Here is a 25,768-nt window from a genome sequence, read left to right as displayed (position 1 = left end):
GCCGCGCATACGGCCGGAGCGCGTTGATCCATGGCCCTGAATCGCGACGACAAGTCGCCGCTGTTTTCGCCCGCGGTGGCCGGCACCCTGCGCCTGATCGTCTATCTGGCGCTCGCCTGCGTGCTCATGGTGCTGGATCACCGCGGCGGCTGGCTGGCCAACGTGCGCTATGGCCTGTCGCTGGTGGTGGAGCCCATCTACCGCGTCGCCGGCCTGCCGTCGCAGGGTTTCCATGCGGCCACGGTGGCCTTCGCCGATCGCCAGGCGCTCACGGAGGCCAACCAGCGCCTGCGTGAGGATCTGCTGCTGGCCAATGCCAAGCTCAACCGCATGGCCTCGGTAGCCGAGCAGAACCAGCGCCTGAAGGAACTGCTCGACACCCAGCACAGCCTCTCGCTGAACGTGCAGCTGGCACGCCTGGTCGGCGTGGATCTGGGGCCTTACCGCCACCGCATCGTGCTGAACGTGGGTGCCCGCGACAAGGTACAGCCTGGCCAGGTGGTGATCGACGCTCGCGGCATCATGGGCCAGATCGTCGAGGTGATGCCCACCACGTCCGTCGCCATGCTCATCACCGACCCGAACCACGCCATTCCCGTGACCATCGAACGCACCGGCCTGCGTACGGTCGCCTATGGCTCGCGCGCCGGTGACATGCTCACGCTGCCCAATATCCCCGTGGCCGCCGATGTACAGGCGGGCGACAAGCTGGTCACCTCGGGCCTGGGCGGACGGTTTCCGCCGGGCTTCCCGGTAGGTGAGATCCGCGACGTGGCGCAGACCCCGTCGGGCACCTTCCTGTCCGCGCAGGCGAAGCCGGCAGCGGATCTCGACCGCAGCGAAGACGTGCTGCTGCTGCACGACCTGGCCGAGCCGGCCGGTCCGCCGCAGCCCGCGCCGAACGCCGGGCCGCCCACGAGCCTCGCGCCCGATCCCAACGCGCCTCCGCCGCCGACCCTGCCGTCCGTGACGTCGCCGTCGGTGACGCCGGTGCCTGCGCATGCCGCGACCTCGGGAGCGGCCCAGCCATGAACAAGGTTCGCGTCCGCCAGCTGTGGTTCGCCGTCACGCTGCTCATCTCCCTGTTCCTCATGCTGATCCCGATGCCGGGACCGCTGGCGCCGTTCAAGCCGTACTGGCCTGCCTTGGTGCTGCTTTACTGGTGCCTGCAATCGGGCGACCGCGTCACGCTGGGCATGGCCTTCTGCCTGGGCGTCGGCGCCGACCTGTTCGACGGCATGGTGCTGGGCGAACAGGCGCTGCGCCTCACGGCCATGGTCTTCATCGCGTTGCGGTTCCGCTCGCGCCTGCGCTTCTTCCCCATGTGGCAGCAGTCGCTGGCCGTGCTCGGCCTGCTGGTGAACGACCGCATCCTGCTGTTGCTGGTGCGCGTGTTCGGTGGGGATCCGCTGCCGCCGCCGGAATTCTGGATCTCGCCCCTGGTGGGCGCGGCCCTGTGGCCGTTCGTGTTCCTCATTCTCGACGACCTGCGTGCGCGCCTGCGCATTCATGACGCATGAGCTCCCGGCGCGCCTCGCTGAAGGAGCTACGCGGCGAAGCGGCGCTGTTCCGCCGTCGAGCGCTCACGGGCTTTGCACTGATCCTGCTTGGCCTGTGCGCGGTGGTATCGCGCTACGTCTACCTGCAGGTCTATCACCACGACGAGTTCGTGGCGCGCTCGGAGCAGAATCGCGTGAAACCGCGCGCGATTCCGCCCGCGCGTGGACTCATCTACGACCGTAACGGCGTCCTGCTGGCCGACAACGTTCCCGCGTTCCGCCTTGAGGTAACGCCCGAGCAGGTCGGCAACATGGACGAGATGCTGGCGCGCCTGAGTGCCGTGGTGCCGATCAGCGACGACGACATCACCACCTTCAAGAAGCAGGTGAAGCAAAGCCGCCGTTTCGATGGCGTGCCGCTGAAGCTCAAGCTCACCGAGGACGAGATCGGTCGTTTTGCCGTGAACCGCTGGCGCTTCCCCGGCGTGGACGTCGTGCCGTACCTCACCCGGCGCTACACGCTCGGCCCGCTGATGGCGCACGTCATCGGTTACGTCAGCCGCATCGACGCCGACGACCTGCAACGCGTGGACGAGGCGCGCTACAAGGGCACCACGCATATCGGTCGCATCGGTATCGAGCGCTACTACGAAGACGTATTGCACGGCGCGCCCGGCTACGAACTGGTGGAAGTCAATGCCGATGGCCGCACCCAGGCCGTGCTCGACACCACGCCGCCGACGCCGGGCAAGAATGTCTACCTGACCATCGACGTGCGCCTGCAAAAGGCGGCCGCCGAGGCGATGGCGGGCAGGGCGGGCGCGGCGATCGCCATCGATCCGCGCAACGGCCAGGTGCTGGCCTTCGTTAGCGTGCCGGACTTCGACCCCAACCTGTTCGTCAACGGCATCAGCTCCGCCGACTACAAGGCGCTGACCGACGCACCGGACAAGCCGCTCTACAACCGTGCCCTGCGTGGTGTGTATCCGCCGGGCTCCACGGTGAAGCCGTTCCTCGCCCTGGGTGGCCTCACGCTTGGCCTGCGCAGGCCCTCCGATACGGTGCTTTCCACGGGTGAGTTCTGTATTCCCGGGCAATCCCGCTGTTATCGCGATGACAAGCGAGGCGGCGACGGCACGGTGAACATGGTCCGGGCCATCGAAAAATCGACCAACACCTATTTCTACAAGCTCGCGCTGGACATGGGCATCGATCGTCTTTCCGACTGGATGAGCCGCTTCAGCTTCGGTAGCAAGACGGGTATCGACCTGGTGGGCGAGGTCACGGGCGTATTGCCGTCGCGCGAATGGAAGGCCGCGCGCAGCAAGGCGGGCTGGTTCCCCGGCGAGACGATCATCTCGGGTATCGGCCAGGGCTACTGGGCAGTGACCCCGTTGCAGCTCGCGCATGCCACCGCCACCTTCGCCGGTCATGGCGTGCCCTACGTGCCGCACCTGATGCTGGACACGCAGGACGGCGTGGATTCACCGCGCGAACCCCAGTCCTTCCCGCCGAGCGGTCCGTCGCTGATCCGCAAGCCCGCCGACTGGGATGCGGTGAACGAAGGCATGGAGGCGGTGATCAACTCGGGCACCGGCAAGAAGCTGGGCGGCGGCTTCCCATACCTCATCGCGGGCAAGAGCGGCACGGCCGAACGCTTCTCGCGCAAGACCGACGCCTACGACACCAACAAGAATACGGCCTACCTGGCCAGCCGCCACCGCGCGCTGTTCATCGCCTACACGCCGGCCGACGATCCGAAGATCGCGGTCGCGGTGGTGCTGGAAGCCGGCGCCTGGGGCGCCCAGGATTCCGGCCCCATCGCGCGAAAGATCCTCGACCAGTGGGTCGTGGACGAGGGCGGCCAGCGTCCGGTCGATCCGACGCCGGGGCAGGTGGTCACGGCGGATGCCGCTCCGGAGCCCGCGGCGGCTCCGGCGGAGAGCTCGTCCGTGCAGGGTGCGCAGCCGGCCGAGCCTTCCAGCGTGCTGGCGCCGCCTGAAGACGGCGGAGAGGACCAGTAACCATGATCGAGCAATTCACCGTCCGCCTGAAGCGTTTCGGCCTGCGCCTGCTCACCCGGCCACGCCTGGATTTGCCGCTGCTGCTGGCGCTCATCGTGCTGGCCGGCGCCGGCCTCGCCACGCTCTACAGCGCAGGTGGTGGCAACTATTCGCTGGTGGGCGGGCAGGCTGCGCGCTTCGTGCTGGGTGCGGTGCTGATGGTCGTCATCTCACGCATTCCGCCTTCGGTGCTGCGCTCGTGGACGCCGTGGCTCTACGCCGGCAGCACGGCACTGCTGCTCGTGGTGGCCGCGCTGGGTGAAGGGCGCGGCGCTTACCGCTGGCTCGACCTCGGCATCATGCGTTTCCAGCCCTCGGAGCTGCTGAAGCTGACCATGCCCATGATGGTGGCGTGGTACCTGCATCCGCGGCAGCTGCCGCCGGGCTGGAAGGACATTGTCGTGGTCGGCCTGCTCATCGCCGTGCCGGCCGGTCTCATCGCGGAGCAGCCCGACCTGGGCACCGCGCTGCTGGTGGCCGGCGCGGGCGCGTTCGCGTTGTTTTTGTCCGGCATGGCGTGGTGGCGCATCGGCCTGCTGGTGGGCAGCGCGGCGGGCGCCGTACCGGTGGCCTGGCAGTTCCTCCACGAATACCAGCGCAACCGCGTGCGCACGCTGCTCGACCCGGAATCCGACCCACTGGGCAATGGCTGGCACATCATCCAGTCGAAGATCGCCGTGGGTTCGGGCGGCATGTTCGGCAAGGGCTGGCAGAACGGCACGCAGTCGCGCCTGGACTTCCTCCCCGAGCACACCACCGACTTCATCTTCGCCGTGTTTTCCGAGGAATTCGGCCTCATCGGCGTCATCGCGATCATGCTGCTCTACGCCTTCATCATCGGCCGTTGCCTGTGGATCGCGATGAACGCCCGCGACACCTATTCGCGCCTGCTGGCAGGCGCCATCGGCATGAGCTTCTTCGTATACGTCGCGGTGAACGGCGGCATGGTCGCCGGCATCCTGCCAGTGGTGGGCGTGCCCATGCCCCTGGTGAGCTACGGCGGCACCTCGGCGGTGTCGCTGCTCACCGGTTTCGGCGTGCTCATGTCGATCCACGCCAACCGGAAGCTTCACGAGTAGGTTCTATCCAGCAACGTCCGAAGGACAGGGAGGGGTAAATGCATTGGTTTATCAGATTGGCCGCCACGGGGGCGTCCGTCGTCTCATTCCTGATGGCGACTCCGGTTCGTGCGGCCATTCAAGTGGCGTCACCTGTGATCGTCGCAACCCGCGCCGATCTGGAAAACGGCAATCGTGCCAATACGCGACCAGATGCCTCGACCTCGTCGTTTATGATTCAGGGCCAGCGTTTCTGGCTCACCTCGATCTGGGGCAGGGATACGCAGATAGAGCATGCCCTGACCGAAGGAGACGTAAATCATCCGTTTGCCACTGACAAGTGGCTCAAGTCGACATGTAAACGTGTGTCGAACTTCTGTGTCGATGGTTCTGGTTTCGCGTTTACGCGGGTGGTTCCCCAGGACGTGCAGGACCTCTGGTTTGTCGGGGTATATCAACCTGATCCATCAAATCAGGAACTTCTCGGTATCATCCATGAAGAGAGCGTTGGTGGCACGGACAGGCAGCGTATCGGGCTCGCTTGGTCCAGCGACGGCGGGAATACCTGGGCATATCTGGGGCGTATCGTCAGTCAGTATGGTGACCCTTCAGGGTCCAATATCCAGGGGGCGCCCTATCTGATCAAGGATGATTATCTGTACGTCTATTACGCGGACACCGGGGATGGAAGCGCGCCGGCCGCAGGCCTGGGTGTTTCCAGGGCGCGCCTTGCGGATGTGCTGTCGGCAGCACGCTCGGGATCAGTCGGAGTAGGGCTCTGGTACAAGTACTACGCCGGTAATTTCACGGAGCCCAGTCTGGGAGGGCGTTCGACGCTGCTGGGGCCCTTCGGGATCAATCATACCCAGGCCATTTATTCCTCCCTGACGGGAAAGTACTACCTGTCGCTATCGATGATGTCCGGCGACGGCCAGGATTCGTTCGTCAAGCTCTTTGAATCCACGGACGCAATCCAATGGTCCCTCAGCGCGGTGCTCGCCGATGAATCATCGGGAAGCCTGCGTCCCGGCGGTGGATACCAGTACTGCAGCATCGTCGACCCCGATGGCTATGCGGATGGCGCGGCCAAGGGGCAGTTCGACGTCTATTGTGTGAAAGATCCCTTGCCGGAAAATATCCCGCAGGTGGGCCTATATCGGTGGCGAGTGAATTTGTCGGGTTTCCCGAGGTACTACCGCCAATCCGTAGATTATTCCGCTAACCAGGGACCGGTCTGGTGGTATCAGTCGGGCAAGGACAACGTCATTTACGATATGACCTTCGATGGTAGTTTCTGGCGGGGCATCGACCGCTGGTCGGCCATTTATAACGATTCGATGCATCCGGCAGCCTATGAGACCCCCGTGCTGAAGTGGGTGGCACCGCGGGCCGGGCGCGTGCGGATCGAAGGTACGGTGCGGGATGCCGACATCGCTTGCGGGAATGGCGTAGACGTATCGGTCGTCCATAACGGGACGGAAATCTACGCGGCCTCCATAGAAAATGGCGATACCGTCGGCAAGTCGATCGATACCTTCCGTGATGTGGCCACAGGCGACGGCCTGTTTTTCATGGTGGCGGCTCATGGCACGGATTACTACTGCGATGGAACCCGCTGGGACCCGTCCGTGATCTATCAGTGATCGTGCCTGAATCGTGACAGAAGCGTGCCATGGCCAGCGCCGTGGCGCGTGCTACGCTTCGGCGCATGGATGATGTTCTGATCGCGCGCCGCGCCCGCCCCGTACGCTTCCTCCCGCGCCTTGCCGGCGCGATGCTGGCACTTCCCCTGATGTTCGCCGCCGTCGCGGCGCAGGCCGAGACCCATCCGGGGCAGGCCGCGCTCGTGCGCGAGGTGGCGCGCGATACGGGCAAGAGTCCGGCGGCGCTGAACAAGCTGCTCGATGGCGCGAAGAAACAGCAGTCGATCATCGATGCGATGAACCGTCCGGCCGAGGGCAAGCAGTGGAAGGACTACCGGCCGATCTTCCTCACCGAGGAGCGTATCGCCGCCGGTGCCGAGTTCTATCGCACCCATCGCCAGCTGCTCGATACCATCGGCCGCAAGTACGGCGTGCCGCCGGAATACATCGTCGCCATCGTCGGCGTGGAGACCTTCTACGGCCGCAATACGGGCAAGTACAAGGTGCTCGATGCGCTCACGACGCTGGCGTTCTACTACCCCAAGCGTGCGCCGTTCTTCCGTGGCGAGCTGAAGACCCTTCTCGAACTGCCGTCCAATCATCTCGGCGGCCCGCTGGACACCCTCACGGGCTCCTATGCCGGCGCGCAGGGTTGGGGTCAGTTCATGCCCACCTCGATCCGCGAGTGGGGCGTGGATTACGACGGCGACGGCCGTATCGACATGAAGGGCTCGATGGGTGACATCTTCGCCAGCGTGGCCAATTATTTCGCCCAGCACGGCTGGGAAACCGGTGGCCCCGTGGTCGCCCGCGCGCAGCCGGACCGCCGTGCCCGCGCGCCGGACCTGCCGAAGAACTGGAAGCCCGTGGCGCCAGTGGAGGCCTTCGTGGCCGACGGCTTCGCCCCCGTGCAGCATCTCGACCCGGGCCGCGACGCGCAGCTGGTGCGCCTCGATGGGCCGGCGGGTGACGAATACTGGTTCACTTTCCAGAACTTCTACGTCATCACCACCTACAACCGCAGCCCGATGTACGCCCTGGCCGTGGATCAGCTGGCGCAGGAAATCCGCGCCCGCGTGAAAGGACCGAACGCGCGATGACGGGGAACACCGTGGGGGCGGTGATCGTTGGGAGCAGGATTCCCGCACGCAAGACCTGTAGGAGCGCGCCTTGCGCGCGACCGGTATCTATCGCGACGACCGGTCGCGCGCAAGGCGCGCTCCTACAGGTCATCGTGATCGTGATGCTGGCGCTCGTACTCACCGCTTGCGGAGGCGGCAAGAACACCCGTCCGGGCTCACGTGGCGGCAGCAAGTCGTCGCGTGGCTACGACGACATCAGCAAGTCGCAGTCGTCGCGCTATCGCTCGCGCAGCGACAGCGTGCCCACCGACATTCCCGACGTCAGCAAGCTCCCCGAGCCCGTGCCGAAAGTGGAGCCGCGCTCGCTCTACGGCAACAAGTCGCCGTACTCGGTGCTGGGCCAGAGCTACACCGTGCTCGATAGCCCCCGCGGCTATGTGGAACGAGGCATCGCCTCGTTCTACGGCAACAAGTTCCACGGCTACAAAACCTCGAACCTCGAGGAATACGACATGTACCAGTTCTCGGCGGCGCACAAGACCCTGCCGCTGCCGAGCTACGCGCGCGTCACCAACCTGGAGAACGGCAAGAGCGTGATCGTGCGCGTCAACGATCGCGGGCCGTTCCACGACAACCGCGTCATCGACCTCTCGTTCGCCGCCGCCGTGAAAATCGGCGTGTGGCCCAAGGGCACCGGCCTGGTCGAAGTCCGTGCGATCGACCCTTCCGACCCGCGCAGCAATACGGCGCCACCCATCGTCGCGACGGCACCGCGCCCGGCGCCGGTGAGCGCACCCCCACCGCCTTCACGCCCCGCTGCCTCGCCGCCGCCTCCCTCCGCACGTACGGCCCCCACGGCTGCCAGCGTGGCCGCGGCTACCATCGTCGCTACCTCGCCGAAGCCGGCATCCTCCACGAGCACGGGCGAGCCGCCGGAGTACATCCCCGGCATGACCGGAGTGACCGCCGCGGAAGCCCTGCCGCCGATGCCATCCGCCGGCCAGCAGGCCTCGAATACGCCCTTGCCGTCGTCCGCCCAGTCGCGGCCGGCCACGCAGGCCCCTGCATCGCCCCCGAAGACCGGCACCGCCCCGGTCGTGGCCGCCACGGCGCAGCCTGCCGCTGCGACGAGCCCCGCCGGTCCGGCCGTGCTAGGCAAACCCAGCATCTACCTCCAGGTGGGCGCCTTCTCGGACATGGCCAACGCCTCCCGGGTGGCCGACCAGCTGAATCGCGCGGGGCTCGGGCCCGTCAGCGTGATCGAGACCTCCATCGGCGGGCGCAGCGTGCGCAAGGTCCGGGTAGGGCCGCTGGCCGATGTAGACACCGCCGACAAGGTTACCGACCAGATCGAGAAAATGGGCCTGCCCAGGCCCCAGGTCGCGGTAGACTGACCCTCTTTTTTCCTGCTTTGACTGGACCGTTGAAACGATGAAGCTCTTGCCCCGTTCCCTGTTCGCTTTCGCCGCCGCCGCGCTCGTCGCCGGCGTGACCGTGGCGCAGCAGACGCCGCCCCGTCCCAGCGTCCCGCGTCCGGTGATGCCCGAGGCGCCGGTGCCGCCGCCGCCGGATGTGGAGGGCAAGAGCTGGGTCCTGATGGACTACAACACGGGGCAGATCATCGCGTCGAAGGACCCCGACCTCCAGGTCGAGCCGGCCTCGATCACGAAGGTGATGACCGACTACGTCGTCTCCGCCGAGGTCGCCAACGGCAAGATCCACATGACCGACCCGGTCACCATCAGCGAAAACGCCTGGCGTGGCGGCGGTGCCGGCACCGACGGTTCCACCAGCTTCCTGAAGCTCAACAGCCAGGTGCCGCTGAAGGATCTGCTCTACGGCCTCATCATCCAGTCGGGCAACGACGCGGCCATCGCGCTCGCCGAGCACACCGCAGGTTCCGAGCCGGCGTTCGCCAACCTGATGAACGCCTATGCCAAGCAGATCGGCATGACGCACTCGAACTTCGAGAACGCGTCGGGCTATCCCATTGCCAACCACTACACGACGGCCCGCGACATCGCGATCCTGTCGCGCGCGCTGATCCACGACTTCCCCGAGGACTACGCTATCTCGGCCGTGAAGGAATTCGAGTGGAACGGCATCAAGCAGCACAACCGTAATCTGCTGCTGTGGCGCGACAACACCGTCGACGGCATCAAGACCGGCCACACTGCCGCCGCCGGCTACTGCCTCGCCGCCTCGGCCAAGCAGGGCGATGCCCGCATGATCGCCATCGTGATGGGCGCAGGCAGCGAAAAGGGCCGCGCCGATTCCGCGCTGGCGCTCATGAACTACGGCTTCCGCTTCTACGAAGCGCACAAGCTCTACGACGCCAACAAGCCGCTGGCCACGCCGAAGCTGTGGAAGGGCGCCGAAAACACCCTGCCGCTGGGCGTCAGCGAGAATGTGCTGGTTTCCGTGAAGCGCGGCGACTACGACAAGCTCAAGGCCAACCTCGACGTGCCGTCCACCCTGATCGCCCCCTTCAAGAAGGGCCAGCAGGTCGGCACCCTGCGTGTGACGCTCGACGGCCAGCCCGTCGTCACCGTCCCGCTGGTCGCGTTGAACGACGCACCGGAAGGCGGCTTCTTCTCGCGCCTGTGGGACACGATCATGCTGTGGTTCCATAGCGACAGCGACAAGAAGTAAGGAGCACGCCATGCGTGAGATCGACTTCAGCCAGGCCCAGAAAGACGGCAAGGGCTTCCAGTTTCCCGGTGAGTTCGAGATCACCGCCATCGGCAACGCGAACGCCGGGCTCGACAAGCACGTCCCGGCGCTGTTGCACGGTATCGGCCTGGAAGTGCTCCACGAAACCCTGTCGACGAAGCTGACGCCGGCCGGCAACTACCAGTCGGTCACGGTCTCGTTCGTGGCGCCCAGCCGCGAGAAGTACCTCGAGGCGCACAGTACCCTGCGCGCCGACGAAAACATCCGCTTCACGATGTAACGCAGCCCTGTAGGAGCGCGCCTCGCGCGCGACCGGAAGAACGACGGCCTCCGGTGACGCCTCACCGCGATCGGTGCGGCGACAGGTTCCCCGGTCGCGCGCAAGGCGCGCTCCTGCAGTTGTATATCGGCTCCCGGGCCCATAGGTTCCGGGCATTGCCCACCACCGCTCCCATTCCCATGACCCTCCCCCTCAACGTCCGCAGGCTGGGGCGCGTCCCCTACGAATCCACCTGGAAGGCCATGAGCGCCTTCACCGACAACCGCACCGACGATACCGTCGACGAGCTGTGGGTGCTGGAGCACGACCCGGTGTTCACGCTGGGGCAGGCGGGCCTCGAGGAACACGTGCTGTTCGCCGGCGACATCCCGGTGGTGCGCGTGGATCGGGGCGGGCAGGTGACCTACCACGGCCCGGGCCAGATCGTGGCCTACCCGATGATCGACCTGCGCCGCGTCGGCGTGGGCGTCCGCGAGCTCGTGGACCGCATCGAACAGGCCCTGATCGACACCCTGAGCGAGTGGAACATCGGCGCCGAACGCAAGGACGGTGCCCCGGGCGTCTACGTCGCCGGGGCCAAGGTCGCCGCGCTGGGCCTGCGCATCCGCCGGGGCTGCAGCTTCCACGGCCTGGCCTTCAACGTGAACATGGACCTGGAGCCCTTTCACCGCATCAATCCCTGCGGCTACAAGGGTTTGGAAACCACCCAGGTGATAGACTTGGGCGGTCCGTCGCGGTTGGCAGACGTGGAAGACGTCCTGGTACAGGAATTCTGCAAGCAGTTTGGCTTCCACGCCGTGTCGGCCGACGCCTCCCTCCCCGAACTCCCCGCGCGCCTTGCGGTCTGAAGGCCTAGTCATCATGAGCCAGACAGCCACTTCCCCCTCCCGCAGCATCCCCATCGCCGTCGTCGACAAGCCCGGCGAGAAGATGCTCGGCAACGACAAGATCGCGCTGAACCGCGCGGGCTTCGATGCCGATCAGCCCGCGCTGCGCAAACCCAGCTGGATCCGCGTACGCCTGCCGCAGGGCAACGCCGTGCAGCAGCTGAAGGCGCGCCTGCGCGAAAACTCGCTGGTGACGGTGTGCGAGGAAGCCTCCTGCCCGAACATCCACGAGTGCTTCTCCAAGGGCACGGCCACCTTCATGATCCTGGGCGAGGTCTGCACCCGCCGCTGTTCGTTCTGCGACGTGGCCCACGGCCGCCCGCTGGCTCCGGATCCGCTGGAGCCGGCACGCCTGGCCGAGACCATCCGCGACATGCGCCTGAAGTACGTGGTGATCACCTCGGTGGACCGCGACGACCTGCGCGATGGTGGTGCCGAGCACTTCGCCTCGTGCATCCGCGCGGTGCGCCATGCCAGCCCCAACATCCGCATCGAGATCCTCACCCCCGACTTCCGCGGCAAGGGCCGCATGGAGCGCGCACTCGAGGTCATGAAGGACTTCCCGCCGGATGTCTTCAACCACAACCTCGAAACCGTGCCGCAGCTCTACCGCGAAGTGCGCCCGGGTGCCGACTACCAGTGGTCGCTCGACCTGCTCAAGCGCTTCAAGGCGCAGCACCCGGAGGTCCCCACCAAATCCGGCATCATGCTGGGCCTTGGCGAAACCTACGACCAGGTCATCGAGACGATGCGCGATCTACGCGCCCATGACGTCGACATGATCACGATCGGCCAGTACCTGCAGCCGACGGCGCACCATCACCCGGTGGTCCGCTACTGGACGCCGGACGAATTCGAGGCGCTGCGTGTCGCCGGCGAGGACATGGGCTTCTCCCATGTCGCTTCCGGCCCGTTGGTGCGATCCTCCTACCATGCCGACCTGATGGCCCACGCCGCCGGCGTCGTCGAATAACCGAACAGCATTCCGAGGCCTCCATTACATGACTCTTCGCCCCGTGTCGCTCGCCCTCCTGCTGGTCCTCGCTACCGCAGGGGCGCAAGCCCAGAATGCTCCCCAGCAGCCGCAGCCGGGCGCGACACCGCCGGTGAAGAGTTCGGCCCCCCAGCCGAAGGACGCCTCGGAGGCCGCCACCTCGCCCGAGCCGCAGCGCAAGGAATCCAGCCTTCCGCTCAAGCCCACCGCAGCCGAGGCCCAGGCCGCGCAGCTTTCCGCGCGTTTCCTCACCCGATTCCACTACCAGGCCCAGCCGCTCGACGACGCGATGTCGGCCAAGATCTACAAGGCCTACTTCGACTCGCTCGACGGTGAGAAGGTGTTCTTCACCCAGGAAGACATGGCCAAGTTCGAACCGCTGAAGACGCAGTTCGACGACGCCATCTGGAACCAGGACCTCTCCGGTCCGTTCTCGGTGTTCAACCTGTACATCACGCGTGCCGTCGATCGCATGAACTTCGCGCGCGGCCTGCTGAAGAAAGGCTTCGACCTCAGCGGCAACGAGAGCTTCAACTTCGACCGCAAGAAGGCCGCGGTGCCGAAGGACCAGGCCGAGCTGGACGACATCTGGCGCAAGCGCACGATGAACGACTGGCTGCGCTTGAAGCTGGCCGGCAAGAGCGACGACGACATCCGCAAGACGCTCGACAAGCGCTACGCGAACTACATCACCCGCGTACGCCAGCTCGACGACGAAGACGCCACCCAGGCCTTCATGACGGCCTATGCGAACTCCACCGATCCGCACACCGACTACCTCGGCCCCCGTGCGGCGGATGCGTTCGACATCGCCATGCGCCTTTCGCTGGAAGGCATCGGCGCGGTGCTGCAGGCACGCGACGACTACACCACCATCCGCGAGCTGGTCCCTGGTGGCCCGGCGATCAAGTCCGGCAAGATGAAGCCCGGCGACCGCATCGTCGCCATCGGCCAGGGCGAAACCGGCACCATGGTCGACGTGGTCGGCTGGCGCCAGGATGACGTGATCAAGCTCATCCGTGGCAAGAAGGACACCACGGTGCGCCTGGAAATCCTCCCGGCCGATGCCGGCGTGGATGGCAAGCATGAGATCGTGACCCTGGTACGCAAGAAGGTCACGATGGAAGAGCAGGCCGCCAAGTCGAAGGTCATCGACGTGAAGGACGGCGACGTCACCCGCAAGATCGGCGTGATCGAGCTGCCCACCTTCTACCAGGACTTCGGCGCGCGCCGTGCCGGCGACGCCAACTTCAAGAGCGCCACGCGCGACGTGAAGAAGCTCCTGACCGCGCTCAAGGCGCAAAAGGTCGACGGCATCATCATGGACCTGCGCAACAACGGCGGCGGCTCGCTCAACGAAGCCACCGAACTCACCGGCCTGTTCATCGACACCGGCCCGGTCGTGCAGGTGCGCGATGCACGTGGCCAGGTGGAAGCACAGGGCGACGACGACCCGGGCATGTCGTGGGATGGCCCCATGGCTGTCATGGTCAATCGCGGTTCGGCGTCGGCGTCGGAAATCTTCGCTGCCGCCATCCAGGATTACGGCCGCGGCATCATCATCGGCGAGCCCACCTTCGGCAAGGGCACCGTGCAGAACCTCGTCGACCTCGACAAGTTCGGCAAGGCCACCACGGGTGAGGACGCCAAGTACGGCGAACTCAAGATGACCATCGCCGAGTTCATCCGCATCAATGGCGACAGCACGCAGCTGCACGGCGTCACGCCCGATGTCCGCTTCCCGGAAAACGGCGACGCGAAGGAATTTGGCGAATCCACCTACGACAACGCGCTGCCGTGGCGCCATATCGATCCGGCCGACTACAAGCCGGTGGCGAACCTGAAGCCCATCTTCGGCCCGCTCAACCAGAAGCACGAAGCGCGCGTGGCCAGCTCTCCGGCGTGGAAGCTGATGCTCGACGAGCTGGCGCAGTACAAGAAGATGCGCGACAAGACCGACATCTCGCTGAACTTCGCCACCCGCATGGCCGAGCGCAAGCAGTTCGACGCCACGCAGGCCGATTTCCGCAACCGTCGCAAGGCCATCTTCGGTGACAGCGCCCTGGACACCACGGATGACAACAGCGGTGACGACGGCCTGAACGCCAACGAGCGCAGCATCAAGTCCGACCTCAAGCAGGAAGCCGACGCGAAGAAGGCCAAGGACACGCCGATGGATGAAGCCGCCCACATCGTCAGCGACGAAGTGGCGCTCATCAAGGGCGATGCGAAGCTGGCCTCCCAGGTGCTGCCGTACGGCGGCCGCAAGGTCGACGCTCCGCAGACGGCCCAGGCCGACAAGCCGGCTCCGAACAGCCCGTAAAACCCTGCGCGGGGCCGGTACCACACACCGGCCGCGCCCAGCCCTTGTAGGAGCGCGCCTCGCGCGCGACCGGCCCTTCTCTTCCGCCGCATGCAACCCTCTTCTGTAGGAGCGTGCTTGCGCGCGACCGATTTCTCCGTCACACCCGGTCGCGCGCAAGGCGCGCTCCTACAACAGCAGGTTTGCTTCATGTCCATTCCCGTCCGGCTTGCCCATCGCGTCTGCGAACAGTTCGGCCTTTCCCGTGCCGACGCCGAGCAATTCATCCGCAACGGCTGGGTGTCCGTGAACGGCGACGTCATCGAACTGCCGCAACACAAGGTCACCGACGAGCGCGTCGAACTCGACCCCGAGGCCCGCCTCGACGCGGTGGAGCCGGCCACGATCCTGCTGCACAAACCTGCCGGCTTCCACGCCATCGAAGGCACTCGCCCGGCCAGCGCACTCGTGACCCCGGAAACCCGCTGGGCCGACGATCCCAGCGGCGAACGCCTGCTACGCCGCCACTTCCATCGCCTCACCCCGCTCGTATCGCTGGACACCGAAGCCAGCGGCCTCGTCGTGCTTACCCAGGATGGCCGCGTATGGCGCCGCCTGACCGACGACGCCGACCTCATCGAGCACGAATACGTGGTGGAAGTCAGCGGCCAGATCGCTCCCTATGGCCTGGCGAAACTCTCCCGTGGCATGAGCTACAAGGGCCGTCCCCTGCAACCATGCAAGGTCAGCTGGCAGAACGAAACCCGCCTGCGCTTCGCCATCAAGGGCGTGCGTGACGGCCAGTTGCGCGACATGTGCGCGCAGGTCGATCTGGATGTGATCTCGATCCGTCGCCTTCGTATCGGCAAGATCGGCCTGGGCAAGGGCCCGAATGGCGCAATGCCTGCGGGCCAGTGGCGTTATCTGCCGGTAGGCGAGCGTTTTTGAATCACGTATGTACTGACGCCTTGCCACTGCGTCAGTAATCTTCTTCCGCCGCTTCACGACCCTGCTGCCGGATCAATGCTTCCTCGCGGGCGTCGTTGATCGACTGGCGGATGCTGTCCAGATCCACCTCGGATTCGTCCGGCGTGAATTCACCGGTAAGTACGGTATCCGGATGCAGTTCGCCGGCCTCGAACAGCGCCCACATCTCCTCGCCGTACCAGGTTTCCAGCAGTTCGTTGGCCCAGCGCCCGAGATACGCGGTGAGGTTGTTGACGTCACGCAGCAGCATCGTGCGCGCGGCATTGTTGCCGGCGGCGCTGACGACCTGCGGGAAGTCGATCACCACGGGGCCATCCGGCGCGACCAGCACGTTGTACGGGGACAGGTCGCCGTGGATCAGCCCGCAGCAAAGCATCAGCAGCACCTGCCGCACCAGCACGCCGTGGTACTCCCGTGCCTGTCCGGCGGTGAGCTCAACCTCGCCAAGACGTGGCGCGGAGAAACCGTCGGCATCGGTGACGAGCTCCATCACCAGCACGCCGTTGAAATAACCATAGGGCACGGGCACGCGCACACCGGCATCGCGCAGCTGATACAGCGCATCCACCTCGGTGTTTTTCCAGGCCATTTCCTGCTGCTTGCGACCGTACTTGGTGGATTTCTCCATGGCGCGGGCTTCGCGACTGCCGCGGACCTTGCGACCCTCCTGGTACTGGGCGCGCTGCTGGAAGCTGCGCTGGGCCATGTCCTTGTAGACCTTCGCGCAGCGCACGTCGTCGCCGCTGCGGACGACATACACAGCCGCTTCCTTGCCGCTCTTGAGCGGGCGCAGCACTTCATCGATGACGCCGTCATCGATCAGCGCCTGCAATCCTGGTGGGGTCTTCACGGTATCCGGGTGGGTCGTTGGCGCTTCGAGGGCCGCCTTCAACCGCAAATTTTCGCATTTTCAGAGAGATATGACCATTGCTGCCGTTTCCATGAGCCGGTGGAAGCGCAGGTCGGCCCATGATCGCGGTGGTGTCATCGATCCGGATCGATATCCGCGGATACAGAAACCGGGTATTCACAAACCCGTTGCTAGCCTTTGCCACGAATTCCACAGAGGCAAGGGCCCGCCCATGATCGATTTTCTCGACCACCTAGGCATCGACCACGCCACGCGCGTGCTGCTCATTGGCTACGCCATCCGCATCGGCCTGTCGCTCGTTGCGCTGGTCATCGGCATCTGGATCGCCGCACGCCTGGCCAACGTCGGCCGCCGCGCCCTGGAGCGGGCGCGTGTCGATGTCACGCTCGCCAACTTCCTGCGCAACGCCATCTATGGCCTGCTGATCGCCTTCATCATCGTCCAGGTGATGGGCATGGCCGGCATTCCCACGGCCTCGTTCATCGCCGCCCTCGGCGCTGCCGGCCTGGCCATCGGCCTGGCTCTGAACAGCTCGCTGTCCAACCTGGCCTGGGGCGTGCTGCTGATCCTGTTCCGCCCGTTCCGCATTGGCGACTACGTGCTGGTGGGCGGTGTCGAAGGCACGGTGCAGAACATCAATCTCATGCACACCTATATCGTCACCGCGGACAACCGCGAGGCCGTGGTGCCCAATGCCAAGGTGGGTGGCGATGCCATCATCAACTTCAACGTGCGCGGTACCCGTCGTTTCGAGTTCAAGGTGGGTATCGGCTATGGCGACGACATCGGCAAGGCCATGGAGGTGATCCAGGAGCTGTTCGCCGCCGATCCGCGCATCCTGAAGGATCCGGCCCCGGGCGTCTGGACCGACACCCTCGGCGATTCGGCCGTGAACCTGGTGATCCGTGCCTGGGCCAACGTCCCCGACATGTACGGCGCCCAGACCAACCTCCTGCGCCGCATCAAGGAGCGCTTCGCCGACGAGGGCATCACCATCCCCTTCCCGCAGAGCGAGATCCGCCTGATCAACCCGGCCGCCCCCGAAACCCCGGCGACCTGAAACCCTGCGTCCTGCAACCCCTTGTAGGAGCGCGCCTTGCGCGCGACCGGGTAAAAACGGGGCGTTTCCGGTCGCAAGGCGCGGACCTGGAAACGCTTTTCTCCGTGCCGGTCGCGCGCAAGGCGCGCTCCTACAGAAGGGCGGAATGTCCTAAACAATCGTTTGAATCGTGGGAATCGGCTTCTGAGGGATTACAATCGATGGGTTGCGCCGCAGCACGGCGCCCTTTCTTCCCCCGACGCCGGGTTCGCCGCCCGTCGCCGCAAGTTCCTCAGGAGGTTCCATGGCCGACGTCAAAGAAGCCCGCGTCCCCGATATCGGTGGCAAAGCGGTTCCCGTCATCGAAATCATGGTCAAGGTCGGCGATCGCGTCGAGAAGGACCAGAGCCTGGTGACGCTCGAGTCCGACAAGGCCACGATGGAAGTTCCTGCGCCGTTCGCCGGCGTCATCAAGGAACTGAAGGTCAAGGTCGGTGACGAGGTCGACGAAGGCGCCGTGATCGCGCTGGTCGAAGCCGAGGGCGATGCCCCGGCCGCCAGGGCCGAAGCGCCGAAGCAGGAAGAAAAGGCCGCCGCGCCGGCTCCCGCTCCCGCTCCCGCCCCGGCTCCGGCCGCCGCCAAGGCCGCCGCACCGTCCAAGGCTTCCGGCCCGGTCGACGTCAATGTCCCGGACATCGGCGGCAAGCCGGTACCCATCATCGAGATCATGGTCAAGGTCGGCGATACGGTCGAGAAAGACCAGAGCCTCATGACGCTCGAATCCGACAAGGCCACGATGGACATCCCGGCGCCTGCCGCCGGTGTCATCAAGGAAATCAAGGTCAAGGTCGGCGACGAAGTGAACGACGGCGACCTGATCGCCATCCTCGAAGGCCAGGGCGGTGGCGAAGCCGCTGCTCCGGCACCGGCCGCACAGCCCACCGTTTCCGAGGCCCCGGCCCCCGCGCCTGCGCGCGAAGCCGCTTCGGCCCCGTCGAAGTCTGAAGCGGCTCCTGCCGGCGGTACGCCGCGCACGCCGCCGGTGTCGTTCGACGCCTCGGTGATCATGCCGGGCAACGCCCCGTACGCCAGCCCCGCCGTGCGCGCCTTGGCGCGCGAGCTGGGCGTGGACGTGGCCGAGGTGAAGGGTAGCGGCCGTGGCGGTCGCATCCAGCGCGAAGACATCACCGCCTACGTCAAGAACGTGATGACCTCCGGTGCGCGTCCGTCCGCTGGCGGCGCCGTGGCCGGTGGCAATGGTCTCACCCTCCTGCCGTGGCCCAAGGTCGACTTCTCGAAGTTCGGCGAAGTGGAAGAAAAGCCGCTGTCGCGCATCCAGAAGATCTCCGGTGCGAACCTCGCCCGCAACTGGGCGATGATTCCGCACGTCACGCAGTTCGAAGACGCCGACATCACCGAGCTGGAAGCCTTCCGCAAGAAGCTCGGCGAAGAAAACAAGGACCTCAAGGTCACCCCGCTGGTGTTCCAGATCAAGGCGGTGGTTGCGGCCCTCAAGAAATTCCCCACCTTCAACGCCTCGCTGGACGAGACGGGCGAGAAGCTCACGCTCAAGAAGTATTTCCACGTGGGCATCGCCGTGGATACGCCGGACGGCCTCGTCGTGCCGGTGATCCGCGACGCCGACAAGAAGGGCCTGCTCGAACTCGCCGCCGAACTGGGCGACATCTCGAAGAAGGCGCGCGACAAGAAGCTCACCGCGGCCGACATGAGCGGCGGCTGCTTCTCCATCTCCTCGCTCGGCGGCATCGGCGGCACGGCGTTCACGCCGATCGTCAATGCACCGGAAGTGGCGATCCTCGGCGTCTCCAAGGCGCAGATGAAGCCGGTGTGGAATGGCAAGGAATTCGCGCCGCGCCTGATGCTGCCGCTGTCGCTGTCGTACGACCACCGCGTCATCGACGGCGCGCTGGCCGCGCGCTTCGCCGTGTACCTGGCCCAGCAGCTCGGCGACATCCGTCGCCTGTTGCTCTGACGCGAGGGACACGATCATGGCAAACATCGAACTGAAGGTTCCCGACCTCGGCGGCTCGCACGACGTGCCGGTCATCGAGATCCTGGTCAAGGTCGGCGACACCGTCGAGAAGGACCAGAGCCTCATCACCCTCGAATCCGACAAGGCCACGATGGACGTGCCCGCCTCGCAGGCCGGCAAGATCATCGAGATCAAGGTCCAGGTCGGCACCGAGGTGAACGAAGGCACCGTCATCGCCACCATCGAAGCCGCAGGCGAGCAGCCGGCGGCAGAAAAGGCCGTCGGCCAGGCCTCGGTGAAGGACGCCCCGGCGGCTCCTGCGCCGTCGCCGGCCCCGCCGCCGCCGAAGCAGGACGCTCCGCGCGCTGCCGCTCCGCAGGCGGCCGGCGCCTCCGGTCGCAAGGCCGACATCGAATGCCAGCTCGTCGTGCTGGGCTCGGGCCCGGGCGGCTACACCGCCGCATTCCGTGGCGCCGACGTCGGCCTGGATACCGTGCTGGTCGAGCGTTATGAAACGCTCGGCGGCGTCTGCCTCAACGTGGGCTGCATCCCGTCCAAGGCGCTGCTGCACGCCGCTGCCGTGATCGAGGAAGCCGAAGCCATTGGCGCGCACGGCATCAGCTTCGGCAAGCCGAAGATCGATCTCGACAAGCTGCGCTCGTTCAAGGACAAGGTGGTCGGCCAGCTCACCGGCGGTCTCGGCAAGATGGCCAAGGCCCGCAAGGTACGCACCGTCACCGGCGTGGGCAGCTTCATCTCGCCCAACGAGATGGAAGTCCAGACGGCCGATGGCGTGAAGCTCATCCGCTTCGAAAACGCCGTCATCGCCGCCGGTTCGCAGTCGGTGAAGCTGCCGTCGTTCCCGTGGGACGACGAGCGCATCATCGACTCCACCGGCGCGTTGGAACTGCGTGACGTGCCGAAGAAACTGCTCGTGGTCGGCGGCGGCATCATCGGCCTGGAAATGGCCACCGTGTATGCCTCGCTGGGCGCGGAAGTCACCGTCGTCGAACTCGCCGACCAGCTCATGCCGGGCGCTGATATCGACCTGGTGAAGCCGCTGCAGCAGCGCATCGCCAAGCGTTACAAGGGCATCCACCTGAAGACCAAGGTGGTAAAGGCCGAAGCCACGAAGAAGGGCATCGAAGTCACCTTCGAAGGCGACAGCATCCCCGAAACCACGCTGTACGATCGCGTGCTGGTTTCCGTCGGCCGCTCGCCGAACGGCAACAAGGTGGGTGCGGACAAGGCCGGCGTGGAAGTGACCGATCGTGGTTTTATTCCGGTCGACCGCCAGATGCGCACCAACGTGAAGCACATCTTCGCCATTGGCGACCTCGTGGGCCAGCCGATGCTGGCGCACAAGGCCACGCACGAAGCCAAGGTGGCCGCTGAAGTGGCTGCGGGCATGAAGAGCTTCTTCGACGCACGCGTGATCCCGTCGGTGGCCTACACCGATCCGGAAATCGCCTGGGTCGGCGTGACCGAGCGCGAAGCGAAGGAAAAGGGCCTGAAGATCGGCGTGGGCAAGTTCCCGTGGGTGGCCTCCGGCCGCGCCATCGGCATCGACCGCACCGAAGGCTTCACCAAGCTCATCTTCGACGAGGAAACCCATCGCATCGTCGGCGCCGGCATCGTCGGTCCGCACGCGGGCGACCTCATCTCCGAGCTGGCGCTTGCCATCGAAATGGGCTGCGAAGCCGGCGACATCGGCCGCACCGTCCACCCGCACCCCACGCTCGGCGAATCCGTCGGCATGGCTGCCGAGGTGTACGAAGGCACGATCACCGACCTGTACATCCCCAAGAAAAAGTAAGCCCCCTGTAGGAGCGCGCCTCGCGCGCGACAGCCCACAAGGCGTAGATCCGGGAACCCTTGTCATTCCCAGGGTTCCCCGGTCGCGCGCAAGCCGCGCTCCTACAGTCACGCGGCATGGCATGGTCGATGCCCCTGTAGGAGCGCGCCTCGCGCGCGACAGCCGACAGGGCGCAGATGCAGGAACCCTTGTCATTCCCAGGGCTCCCCGGTCGCGCGCAAGGCGCGCTCCTACAGCCATACGGCATTCCAGTACGGGTAATCACCTATCCGGTGCACCAGTCCGGCTCTGAGCGGATTGGCCACGATATACCGTGCCGCTGCTTTCAGATCGTCGTCCTCACGAAGCGCGCGGTCATGAAACGCCCGCTGCCATAGCGGAGACGTTCGCCCTTCTTCCCGAAACGCCCGCGCAACCAACGATTTCATTTTTCCCACCGCTTTGGACAGGTCGCCTCCGTCATCAAGGCGAAGTAGCCCGTGCCAGTGATCCGGCATCAATACCCATGCCAGGCACTCGGCCTGCCGCCAGGTTGATCTTCCGTGGATGATGCGCGCGGCAATCCGGGCAGCACGGTAATCGCGGAAAACGGGAGCGCGGTTCCAGGTCACCGTAGTGACGAGATGGATGCGGCCAGTTTCGGAAACGCGACCATGGCGCAGGCGTGAATGTCCGGTATTGAACGTCATCCCGTAACCGTCGCTGATAGTTCGACATCAAAGCATCCTCCTGTAGGAGCGCGCCTTGCGCGCGACAGCCGACAAGGCGTAGACGCCGGAGCCCTGGTGATCCACCGTCTTTCCCGGTCGCGCGCAAGGCGCGCTCCTACAAATCGCCAGGCACGGCCTATCGCACACCGCCGTCGCTTATGGCATCGTCGCCGGATGCCAGCCCCTCAGCCCGCTCATTACCTCCGTCGCCTCGGCATCTGGGATGCCGCGATGATCGTCATTGGCGGCGTCATCGGCGCGGGCATCTTCCGCACCCCTGCGGCGGTGGCCAAGAGCACGGGCTCCGGCACGGAAGTCATCCTTCTGTGGACCATCGGCGGCCTGCTCACCCTGGCCGGCGTGCTCTGCTACGCCGAACTGGGCGCAAGGCGCCCCCAGGCCGGCGGCACCTACGTTTACCTGCGCGAAGCCTTCGGCCAGCTACCGGCTTTCCTTTTCGGCTGGACGATGGCCCTCATCAACTACCCCGGCAGCGTCGCCGCGGTGGCCACCACGTTCGCGGATTACGCCGCGCGTGCCGTAGGCCTGCCGCACGAATGGGTCAAACCCATCGCCGTCGGTGCCATCAGCTTCATCGTCGCCGTGAACCTGTTCGGCATCCGTGCCGGCGCGTTGATGCAGAACATCTTCACCATCCTGAAGCTCAGCGCCGTGGCGTTGCTGATCGTGGTGGGCCTGTACCTTGCACGCGGTCATCTGGGGCTCGCCTTCGTCGCAGACACCACCCGCGAGGTGCCGACGAGCATGCTTATCGGCGCATTGCTGCCGGCCATGTTCGCGTACGGCGGCTTCCACTACCTCAACGATCTCGCCGGAGAAGTGCGCGACCCGCAACGCACCCTTCCGCGTGCGCTCGGTCTCGGTATGGGCAGCGTGGTCGTGTGCTATGTGCTGGTGAACATCGCCTACATGGCGGGGCTGGGACATGCCGGCCTCGCGGCGAGCACGGCGCCTGCGGCCGACCTCATGCGCCGTGTGTTCGGCGAAGCCGGCGCCACGGTCATTGCCGTCGGTATCGCCTGTTCCACCTTCGGCTATTGCAGCATCGCCATTGCGGGCGGTGCGCGCGTGCTCCAGGTGATGAGCGCCGATGGCATGTTCTTCAAACCGATCGCGCGTATCGACCCGCGCACGAATGCACCGCAGATCGCGCTGATCGCGCTGGGTGGCTGGGCGATTGCGCTGATTCTTTCGGGTAGCTTTGAAGCGCTGGTCGATTACACGACCGTAGGCGAGTGGCTGTCGCATGCCTTTGGTATCGCGACGATCTTCTGGTATCGACGCAAGTTGAAATCGGAGCCTTCGCCGTACCTCGTACCTGGCTACCCCGTGGTGCCGCTTATCTTCACGACAACGGTACTTTGCGTGATCGCCGCCACGGCCATCGCCCAACCGCAGAACGCTGGCATGAGCCTGTTGATCATCGCGATCGGTGTTCCCGTCTACTACCTCTGGCGCCGCCGCAAGTAGGAGGGCGCCTTGCGCGCGACTGGGATGACCGGGGCGTAACCGGGTCGCGCGCGAGGCGCGCTCCTACAGTGATAAGGTCCGCTCATGCGTCCCATCATTCCTCTTCTGTTGGCAGGCACCATCGCTTCCGCCCACGCGGGAACGCTGGATCTCACGCATCCTGGCGATGCACTCCGGATAACGGCGACCGATGCGTCCGTCGATCCCACCGTGCGCAAGGCGGCGGACGGCCGCGACCTTGTCGCGGTGACGTTCAAGCCCTCGCCATCGCCTTCCGTCGTGCTGGCACCGACCCAGGGTGCCTGGTCGTGGTCAAACGATGGAACGCTGCGCCTGGACGTGCAGAATGGCATGCCCTGGCCGGTCACCCTGCTGGTGGATGTTGCATCGAATGGTAAACACCTGAAGGCGACGGTGGGATTGCCACCTGGTCCGCCGCAGATTCTTTCGATTCCCCTGCATGCCACCTCGCCGCGCGCATTCGGCATGCAGGTCGGCCCACCGATGCCATTCGACGACGGAGCGACCAAGCGCCTCGTCGCCACGAACGTCGATGGCGCGTTCGATGCCAGCGCGGTGCAATCCGTGACGTTGTCCATGCCCCAGCCCGGCGCAGCGCAGACGGTGCTGTTCGGCAAGCTGGATGCCGTGGCCGGCGATGACGACTTGCGCGCGGCCTACACGGGCATCGTCGATCGCTACGGCCAGTTCACGCGTGCCACATGGCCTGAAAAGATCGACAGCGACGCCGCACTGAAGAAACGCGCCAACGAAGTGACGGCCTCTGCCGACGTGCAAGGCCTCGACCGCTACGGTGGTCGCACCGATCTTCCCGCCATGAAGGTCACCGGCTGGTTCCACGCACAGAAGCAAGGCAACCGCTGGTGGCTCGTCACGCCAGAAGGCCATGCCTTCTTCTCGCTGGGCGTGAATGCCGTGAACCGCACCGACGGTCGCACCTACGTGCAGGGGCGCGAGTTCATGTTCACCGACACTAACGGTGCGAACGGTCCCTACGGCGGCGCGGCGGACAGCCGCAGCAACAACGGCTCGCAGCGCGACAACGGCATGAACCACGGCCGCTGGTGGGATATCTACGCAAACAATGTCGCCCGCACGTTCGACGGCAACATCGAAGCGTCCTGGCGCAAGCGCAGCGTTGATCGCCTGCGCGCCTGGCGTTTCAACACGCTCGGAAACTGGAGCGATCCGGCCTTCGTGAACGACAAGCGCATGGCCTATACCGTGCCCATCCTGATCCGCGGCGACTTCAACACGGTGAGTACCGGTTACGACTACTGGGGACGCATGCCCGATCCGTTCGATCCACGCTTCGTGCGTGCGACCGAAACCGCCGTGGCGAACGCGACCAAGAACGTGCGCGACGATCCCTGGCTGCTGGGCTACTTCGCCGATAACGAACTGGCGTGGGCAGGGCAGGGTCCCCAGGGGCGCTGGGCGCTTGCCGTGGGCTCACTGGTGCAAGGGCCCGACAGTCCCGCCAAGCAGGCTTTTCTCGCGTATCTGAAGAAAACGTATCCGGACGCTGTGGCCTTCGCGAAGGCATGGGGCGTGGAAGCGCATGACTGGAATCACGTCGAGGCCGCCGGATTCCATGCGCCGGATCCTTCCGAAGCGCACCCGGCCATCGCCGCCGACTACATCGCCTTCCTGAAGCTCTATGCCACCCGCTATTTCCAGACCGTGGCCGACACCCTGAAGAAGGCCGACCCGCACCACATGTTCCTGGGTGGTCGCCTCGCCGTGCGCACGCCCGAAGTAGAAGAAGCCAGTTCGCATTTCGCCGATGTCACCAGCATCAACACCTATACAGACTTGCCCGAACACGGCTTCGATGTTGCCGAATTTCGCAAGTGGGATAAACCGGTACTCATCACCGAGTTCCATTTCGGCTCGGCGGACCGCGGCCCCTTCGGCAATGGCGTGGCGGCGGTGGCGAACGAGGAAGAGCGGGGCAAGGCCTATGCGCGCTTCGTGGACGCAGCGGCCGCGTCGGGCGTGATCGTCGGCACCCACTGGTTCCAGTATGTGGACCAGCCTGTCACCGGACGCATCCTCGATGGCGAGAACGCGCATATCGGGCTGGTCGGCATCACCGACATCCCGTTCGAAGGTTTTACCCGCGCCGTGACCACCGTCAACGCGCGCGTCGGTGGTGGATCAGGCGGCGGGCGTTAGCTGGAAACCGGCACGGGTCTCGCGGGCCACGTTACGGCCCAGTGCGAAGGCGAACGGCTCGGCGATGCCCACCAGGGCGCTGATGGCGACGTTCTGGTTCACCGCATAGCTCATCGAGAAGGCGATGCTGAAATGCGTCGCCGCGTATTTGATTTTCCTGGCCATGGCTGGACTCTCCAAT

General features: G+C 65.5%; 21 protein-coding genes. 18 read left to right on the top strand and 3 right to left on the bottom strand.

Features of this window, described 5'->3' with window-relative positions; all coding sequences use genetic code 11:
• Positions 1–30: 30 nt before the first annotated feature.
• The 13 genes from mreC (at position 31) to KR767_RS03820 (ending at position 15,429) form a co-directional block, all read left to right on the top strand.
• Positions 31–1,032, top strand: coding sequence for a rod shape-determining protein MreC (gene mreC / locus KR767_RS03880; RefSeq protein WP_250878160.1), 1,002 nt, complete (start codon positions 31–33; stop codon positions 1,030–1,032).
• Positions 1,029–1,520: a rod shape-determining protein MreD gene (mreD, locus tag KR767_RS03875; RefSeq protein ID WP_166952184.1), complete on the top strand. Its 492-nt coding sequence runs from the start codon at positions 1,029–1,031 to the stop codon at positions 1,518–1,520. The genes mreC and mreD overlap by 4 nt, the downstream gene beginning before the upstream one ends.
• Entirely contained in the window at positions 1,517–3,523 is a 2,007-nt protein-coding gene (gene mrdA, locus KR767_RS03870; protein WP_250878159.1) for a penicillin-binding protein 2, read from the top strand. Before mreD ends, mrdA begins: the two co-directional genes overlap by 4 nt.
• 2 nt (positions 3,524–3,525) lie before the next feature.
• Positions 3,526–4,641 carry a rod shape-determining protein RodA gene (gene rodA, locus KR767_RS03865; RefSeq protein ID WP_250878158.1) on the top strand — a complete coding sequence of 372 codons (1,116 nt, stop codon included), beginning with the start codon at positions 3,526–3,528 and terminating at the stop codon, positions 4,639–4,641.
• Between the two features lie 38 nt (positions 4,642–4,679).
• Entirely contained in the window at positions 4,680–6,263 is a 1,584-nt protein-coding gene (locus KR767_RS03860; protein WP_250878157.1) for a DUF4185 domain-containing protein, read from the top strand.
• A gap of 65 nt (positions 6,264–6,328) precedes the next feature.
• On the top strand, positions 6,329–7,363 hold the full coding sequence (mltB, locus tag KR767_RS03855; protein WP_425483516.1) for a lytic murein transglycosylase B: 1,035 nt from the start codon (positions 6,329–6,331) through the stop codon (positions 7,361–7,363).
• A 143-nt stretch (positions 7,364–7,506) separates the two neighbouring features.
• Positions 7,507–8,739 carry a septal ring lytic transglycosylase RlpA family protein gene (locus KR767_RS03850; RefSeq protein WP_345779908.1) on the top strand — a complete coding sequence of 411 codons (1,233 nt, stop codon included), beginning with the start codon at positions 7,507–7,509 and terminating at the stop codon, positions 8,737–8,739.
• Positions 8,740–8,776: 37 nt separating this feature from the next.
• Complete coding sequence (locus KR767_RS03845; RefSeq protein ID WP_166952192.1) at positions 8,777–9,997, top strand: D-alanyl-D-alanine carboxypeptidase family protein; 1,221 nt, start codon at positions 8,777–8,779, stop codon at positions 9,995–9,997.
• Between the two features lie 10 nt (positions 9,998–10,007).
• The gene (locus tag KR767_RS03840; protein ID WP_166952194.1) at positions 10,008–10,298 is read left to right on the top strand and encodes a DUF493 family protein; all 291 of its coding nucleotides are present in this window, start codon (positions 10,008–10,010) and stop codon (positions 10,296–10,298) included.
• 179 nt (positions 10,299–10,477) lie between these two features.
• Positions 10,478–11,146 carry a lipoyl(octanoyl) transferase LipB gene (lipB, locus tag KR767_RS03835; protein ID WP_250878155.1) on the top strand — a complete coding sequence of 223 codons (669 nt, stop codon included), beginning with the start codon at positions 10,478–10,480 and terminating at the stop codon, positions 11,144–11,146.
• Positions 11,147–11,159: 13 nt separating this feature from the next.
• On the top strand, positions 11,160–12,158 hold the full coding sequence (lipA, locus tag KR767_RS03830) for a lipoyl synthase (protein ID WP_250878154.1): 999 nt from the start codon (positions 11,160–11,162) through the stop codon (positions 12,156–12,158).
• Between the two features lie 28 nt (positions 12,159–12,186).
• On the top strand, positions 12,187–14,502 hold the full coding sequence (locus KR767_RS03825; protein ID WP_166952203.1) for a carboxy terminal-processing peptidase: 2,316 nt from the start codon (positions 12,187–12,189) through the stop codon (positions 14,500–14,502).
• A gap of 189 nt (positions 14,503–14,691) precedes the next feature.
• Positions 14,692–15,429, top strand: coding sequence for an rRNA pseudouridine synthase (locus KR767_RS03820; RefSeq protein ID WP_250878153.1), 738 nt, complete (start codon positions 14,692–14,694; stop codon positions 15,427–15,429).
• A gap of 31 nt (positions 15,430–15,460) precedes the next feature.
• Here KR767_RS03820 and KR767_RS03815 read toward each other — a convergent pair whose 3' ends face one another.
• Positions 15,461–16,318 carry a PA4780 family RIO1-like protein kinase gene (locus tag KR767_RS03815; RefSeq protein WP_166952209.1) on the bottom strand — a complete coding sequence of 286 codons (858 nt, stop codon included), beginning with the start codon at positions 16,316–16,318 and terminating at the stop codon, positions 15,461–15,463.
• 232 nt (positions 16,319–16,550) lie between these two features.
• Here KR767_RS03815 and KR767_RS03810 point away from each other — a divergent pair, with 232 nt between their 5' ends.
• From KR767_RS03810 to lpdA, 3 genes are all read left to right on the top strand, one after another.
• Positions 16,551–17,399, top strand: a complete 849-nt coding sequence (locus KR767_RS03810; protein WP_166952212.1) for a mechanosensitive ion channel family protein — start codon at positions 16,551–16,553, stop codon at positions 17,397–17,399.
• Positions 17,400–17,682: 283 nt separating this feature from the next.
• Positions 17,683–19,371 carry a dihydrolipoyllysine-residue acetyltransferase gene (gene aceF, locus KR767_RS03805; RefSeq protein ID WP_250878152.1) on the top strand — a complete coding sequence of 563 codons (1,689 nt, stop codon included), beginning with the start codon at positions 17,683–17,685 and terminating at the stop codon, positions 19,369–19,371.
• 16 nt (positions 19,372–19,387) lie between these two features.
• Positions 19,388–21,187 carry a dihydrolipoyl dehydrogenase gene (gene lpdA / locus KR767_RS03800; protein ID WP_250878151.1) on the top strand — a complete coding sequence of 600 codons (1,800 nt, stop codon included), beginning with the start codon at positions 19,388–19,390 and terminating at the stop codon, positions 21,185–21,187.
• A 230-nt stretch (positions 21,188–21,417) separates the two neighbouring features.
• Here lpdA and KR767_RS03795 read toward each other — a convergent pair whose 3' ends face one another.
• Entirely contained in the window at positions 21,418–21,876 is a 459-nt protein-coding gene (locus tag KR767_RS03795) for an REP-associated tyrosine transposase (RefSeq protein ID WP_250878150.1), read from the bottom strand.
• Between the two features lie 195 nt (positions 21,877–22,071).
• Here KR767_RS03795 and KR767_RS03790 point away from each other — a divergent pair, with 195 nt between their 5' ends.
• Positions 22,072–23,388, top strand: coding sequence for an APC family permease (locus KR767_RS03790; RefSeq protein WP_250878149.1), 1,317 nt, complete (start codon positions 22,072–22,074; stop codon positions 23,386–23,388).
• Positions 23,389–23,472: 84 nt separating this feature from the next.
• A complete protein-coding gene (locus KR767_RS03785) occupies positions 23,473–25,587 on the top strand; it encodes a beta-agarase (RefSeq protein WP_250878148.1) in 2,115 nt (704 codons plus the stop codon).
• On the opposite strand, the gene KR767_RS03780 is transcribed toward KR767_RS03785, so the two are convergent.
• A complete protein-coding gene (locus tag KR767_RS03780; RefSeq protein ID WP_166952230.1) occupies positions 25,570–25,752 on the bottom strand; it encodes a DUF2061 domain-containing protein in 183 nt (60 codons plus the stop codon). The genes KR767_RS03785 and KR767_RS03780 overlap by 18 nt on opposite strands.
• Between the last annotated feature and the right edge of the window lie 16 nt (positions 25,753–25,768).

The sequence above is a fragment of the Luteibacter anthropi genome (assembly GCF_023699965.1).
Classification (GTDB): Bacteria; Pseudomonadota; Gammaproteobacteria; order Xanthomonadales; family Rhodanobacteraceae; genus Luteibacter; species Luteibacter anthropi.
This window is presented reverse-complemented; position numbering and strand designations above follow the sequence as displayed.